The organism is Methylorubrum suomiense (genome assembly GCF_022179765.1).
Taxonomy (GTDB): Bacteria; Pseudomonadota; Alphaproteobacteria; order Rhizobiales; family Beijerinckiaceae; genus Methylobacterium; species Methylobacterium suomiense.
Genome location: NZ_BPRE01000035.1, coordinates 1 through 4,406, shown reverse-complemented (window position 1 = coordinate 4,406; position 4,406 = coordinate 1). Strand labels below are relative to the sequence as shown.

Here is a 4,406-nt window from a genome sequence, read left to right as displayed (position 1 = left end):
CGGCCTTATGGAGCAAACGCACCAACGCGGTGGCATACGCCATCGCTGATGATGGCGTATGCATTAATTAGAGGGGTTTTCAGCCGACCATTTATCCGCCGCGGCTATGATCGCCGCAGCAAGGGACGCGAGATCAACAATGCCGTCTATTCCTTGAAGCGGCTCGCCTGAGGGCACGTCATAGAGCGCCGGCTTGTGGCGCCCATTCATCATCTGACGCTCCAGCTCATTGTAGGCAGCCCTTACGCCGGCTACGTCACGTTCTGTCATTTTGGGCGCCGTTGTTGAGATGCCGGGCGGCGTTGTGCTGCCTAAAACAGAACGTTTCAGATTGGGCTATGTGCCATCCATTCGCGCTGGGTGACGGTGAGCCTGCTACATAATACCGGAGTATTCGTCAGGTAGGATGGCCGAGGCGTATCCCCATGGCGATCTCAGACACCTGTAGCGCGCGAGCCAAGTCCGAGACCGTTGTGATGCCGTCACTGATAAGCTGGTTCACCAGCGGGAATGGCATCAGAAGGTCGGCGGCAAAGCGGTTCGCTTGGGCCTCGATAGCGCTTGAGAGACCTGCCGACCGCAGAAGATAGTTGTCTTCTACGCGGTCGCCTATTCTATCTCTGTGCAAGACGTAGTGGCCAATCTCGTGCGCAGCGGTAAATCGCTGACGGACGTACGACTCCCCGTGGTCCACTAGAATGACGAAGCCGGACGGCGTTCCATAGGAGGGGTCTTTAACCAGCACGCCGGATACACGTTCAGCGAGCGGCTGCCCGTAGATTGTCAAGCCCAGACGTGTCGCGACCTGCGCAACATCCACTGGCGCGGTATTCAACAGGTCGGCGATCCGACCCTGAACGTCGGAAGGTATGCTGCTCATCTGCTGCCTCCCGTTCGTTGCGGGGGTGGAGGGAACGAAGACTCTTGCGGCGCAGACGGACTAGGCTGAACTACTACGAAAGCCTTCAACTCTAGTTGCGCCTTCACTTCCTCTTTGATAGCTTCTCGAAGCGCGGCTTTGCCTGCCTCACCCTCAATATATTCTTTGATCTTAGCATCTGCAACCCTTTGCGCAGCTCTTTTTGAGCCTACAAAGACCGCAATAAGGCCAACCAAGCTAACCAATGCTATAATAATACTCAGAACTGTAAGTGTGTAACTGCTAAGAGCAGTGACCGTATCAATGGCTGATAGAGCCTTGGACGCCAGTTCGACAGCTTTTGCTTGCTCTGTCTCAAGCGTCTTTATCGTTTTCTCGGGCGCCGGCATCTGGCCTCTATCGGATGAGAATAAGACCTAAGAACAAAAAGAGAACATTAGGAGGAGATTGACAGGTTCGTTACGCCGATGGCCGAGAGGCATTGTACGAAAAAGACCGCCGTGAACTTCCCTCTCGCCAGCTTATTGCGAATGTTCGGCTCAGTCTCCTTCACGCCGATCTCCGCGAGCTTGTCCACGAGTTGCGCGTAGGTCACGCCCTTGCGCTTCAACTCTGCCTTCAGGATCGCTTTAACGCGCGTATCCCAGCTCTCTTCCAGATGCTCAGACATCGCGCGTGTTCTCCTGAGCTTCCGCCCGCACGACCGATTTGGCAGCCCTGCGCTGCCACTTCGAATGCCGCTGCTTGATGGCGTGCAACTCGCCTCGCTTCCACTTGATGATGTGGCGCGCCTTGCGGGTGAACGCTTCGTAGGCGTCCCCCAGGCTTCCGCCCCTAGAGCCCATCATGATCCGCATCCTATCTGATGACGGACGCCATCATACGCGATGCTTTTGCCCTTGACTATGGGGCAGCAATGTCATCAAATGCGATGCATAGGCATCGGACACGATGGCAATGTGCCAACACTTCCTTCTCTCGGCCAAGGCCCGCACCCTCTCGCTCAAGGCGATCTACAAGGGCGGCGAGGACAAGGCATATGACACCTTCAAGCGGCTTCGCTGGCCTGAGACGGATGGCGAGCCCGTGTGCCCGGCCTGCGGCTGCCTGGACCACTACGACATCAGCACCCGTCGTCGCTTCAAGTGCGCTGGCTGCGGCAAGCAGTTCAGCGTCACCAGCGGGACGATCTTTGCCTCGCGCAAGCTGTCGTTCATGGACCTGTGCGCCGCCGTGGCGATCTTCGTGAACGCAGTGAAGGGCCTGTCCGCGCTCCAACTCGGCCGCGACCTGTCGGTGTCCTACAAGACGGCCTTCGTGCTCGCTCACAAGCTCCGTGAGGCGCTTGGCGCGGAGATGAAGGGCTTCGGCCTCGACGGCGAGGTTGAGATCGACGGCGCCTATTTTGGCGGCCACGTTCGCCCTGAGAACCGCAAGGAAGACCGGAAGGATCGTCGCCTCAAGGAGCACCAGACCGGCGAGCGCCGCGTCGTGATCGTCATGCGTCAGCGTGGCGGACGCACCCTCACGTTCGTTCGCAAGCGTGAGGCTGAGGGCGTCGCCCTCGCTAAGGAACACATCGCCAAGGGCGCGAAGGTCTACGCCGATGAGGCGACCCATTGGGACGAGCTTCACGCCACGTTCCCCGACGCGGGCCGGATCAACCACTCTGAGGCCTACTCGGCTGATGGCTGCAACACGAACCAAGCCGAGAGCTACTTCGCCCGGCTGCGCCGCATGATCAGCGGCCAACACCACTTCGTCTCATCGGCCTACTTGTATCAGTACGCCATTGAAGCTGCGTGGAAGGAGGATCACCGCCGCCTCGACAACGGCCGGGCGTTCGCGCGCACGATCCGGTTGGCGATGGTGTCGCCTGTCAGTCGGGCGTGGAAGGGGTACTGGCAGCGGCACGCGGCGTAAGCCAACCTTAACCATGTCGGAAGTTATTTGTATCATCGCTCTTGCGCGGGTACGCCTCGGGATCGAAGCGACGTGCGAGTCGGGGGCAAACTGTGCGCTACGCGATCTGGAATAACAAAGGCGGCGTAGGAAAATCCTTCGTCACGTTCATAACTGCATGCGAGTACGCGCGGGAGCACCCAGACCAGCGCGTTGTCATCGTTGACATGTGCCCACAAGCGAATGTCAGCGAAGTTGTCTTGGGCGGAAATGGGAAGGGTGCCGTGCAGCTTGAGAAGTTGCTAGACGCATCGCCACGCCGCACCATTGGCGGATATTTGGATGAAAGGATTTCAAGCCCTCATAAGATGACCGGCAACGAAACTAATTACTTGCTTCGCGCGTGTGACTACAATGCAAACTTGGACGAAAATATCTACTTTATTGCCGGTGATCCATCCCTGGAAATTCAAGCTGAAGCCATAAACCAAATCGCAGGACAAACACTCCCGAGCACGTCTTGGGCTAACGTGCACCAATGGCTGAAAGACATACTAAGCGCTATCGCTAAGAAGTACGACAATGCCGTATTTTTTATTGACTGCAACCCAAGCTTCTCGGCTTACACCGAACTGGCAATCATCGCGTCAGATCGTCTAATTGTACCTTGCTCTGCCGACGGCTCATCGGCGCGAGCAATCTCGAATATCGGTCAATTGATCTACGGCATCAACGTTCCTGCAGCTTATGCAGCAGTAAGCTTCTCTAAGCGAGCAAAAGATAACGGCTTGTCTTTGCCTACTATCCATGTCGTGCCCCTTAATAGGAGCACGCAGTATGAGCAAAAAGCCTCAAAGGCTTTTTCTGCAATGTACGATGCAATTAAGGCCCGCACTAATCAGCTTTATCAGAAGGATAAATCTATATTTTCCTCAGCTCGCAGCGTGTTTCTTGATATACCCGACGCGCACAGCGTGAGCGTTGTTACGTCCCACCTCGGATTGCCACTACATAAAATCAAGCTAGGCAAGTACAAAATCCACTCAAAAGATACGCAAGTGCCCAAGGACTCCCTTGATCGGTATAAAACGGCTTTTGCAGATCTGGTAAGCCGCCTTTAAGTGATGTTCCAAAAGCACGTGCTCCGCTCATAGTGCGACACGGCAACCAGCTTGGCGAGGCGCATCATGCGCAGCGCCTTGCTGGCCCGCTTCACCACATCGCTCAGAAGCCGCTTGTCGGGCATTGCCTTGCCCTCTGCGCCACAGATGCGCTCGGCTAGCTCGCGCGTGCTGAGCGGCCTGTCCGAGGCCCGTAGCTCCTTCAATAGGAACGCCCGAAGCTCGTTGCGGTAGAACAGCACGATCCGCTCCGTGCGGGCTGTGCGGTTCTCTAGCTCGCCCTGATAGCCGAGAGTGTCGAGCACGCGGTCTATCGCTTCCACGTCCGTTTGCACGGTCGCCATGCGCTCTCGGAGCGTGGCGGCTTCGTCTTGAAGCTCCTGGCGGCGCTGTAGCAGGCCAGTGATGGCATGGGCGTATGTGTCGGTCATTTTGCCATCATAGACGATGGCATACGCCTTGACCTAGCGTGCTTTTTGGTGCATTTGCTCCATAAGGCCGCA

At 56.9% G+C, this 4,406-nt stretch carries 7 protein-coding genes; 2 read left to right on the top strand and 5 right to left on the bottom strand.

Annotated features, from left to right (window positions below):
* Nucleotides 1–397: 397 nt before the first annotated feature.
* From MFF26_RS26210 to MFF26_RS26195, 4 genes are read right to left on the bottom strand one after another with little or no spacing between them, the layout of a single operon-like run.
* Complete coding sequence (locus tag MFF26_RS26210; protein ID WP_238308954.1) at nt 398–880, bottom strand: ImmA/IrrE family metallo-endopeptidase; 483 nt, start codon at nt 878–880, stop codon at nt 398–400.
* Nucleotides 877–1,269 (bottom strand): hypothetical protein, encoded by a 393-nt coding sequence (locus tag MFF26_RS26205; RefSeq protein ID WP_238308953.1) that lies wholly within the window; start codon nt 1,267–1,269, stop codon nt 877–879. Before MFF26_RS26205 ends, MFF26_RS26210 begins: the two co-directional genes overlap by 4 nt.
* Before the next feature lie 47 nt (nt 1,270–1,316).
* Nucleotides 1,317–1,550 (bottom strand): DUF6471 domain-containing protein, encoded by a 234-nt coding sequence (locus MFF26_RS26200; RefSeq protein WP_238308952.1) that lies wholly within the window; start codon nt 1,548–1,550, stop codon nt 1,317–1,319.
* Complete coding sequence (locus MFF26_RS26195; RefSeq protein WP_238308951.1) at nt 1,543–1,728, bottom strand: hypothetical protein; 186 nt, start codon at nt 1,726–1,728, stop codon at nt 1,543–1,545. The genes MFF26_RS26200 and MFF26_RS26195 overlap by 8 nt, the downstream gene beginning before the upstream one ends.
* Nucleotides 1,729–1,837: 109 nt before the next feature.
* On the opposite strand from MFF26_RS26195, the gene MFF26_RS26190 reads away from it, so the two are divergent.
* Together MFF26_RS26190 and MFF26_RS26185 are read left to right on the top strand one after the other, a co-directional pair.
* Nucleotides 1,838–2,803 (top strand): IS1595 family transposase, encoded by a 966-nt coding sequence (locus tag MFF26_RS26190; protein ID WP_238308950.1) that lies wholly within the window; start codon nt 1,838–1,840, stop codon nt 2,801–2,803.
* Between the two features lie 92 nt (nt 2,804–2,895).
* On the top strand, nt 2,896–3,903 hold the full coding sequence (locus MFF26_RS26185) for a ParA family protein (protein ID WP_238308949.1): 1,008 nt from the start codon (nt 2,896–2,898) through the stop codon (nt 3,901–3,903).
* Here the strand turns inward: MFF26_RS26185 and MFF26_RS26180 are convergent.
* The gene (locus MFF26_RS26180) at nt 3,900–4,334 is read right to left on the bottom strand and encodes a hypothetical protein (RefSeq protein WP_238308948.1); all 435 of its coding nucleotides are present in this window, start codon (nt 4,332–4,334) and stop codon (nt 3,900–3,902) included. The two genes, MFF26_RS26185 and MFF26_RS26180, sit on opposite strands and share 4 nt — an antisense overlap.
* Nucleotides 4,335–4,406 lie beyond the last annotated feature (72 nt).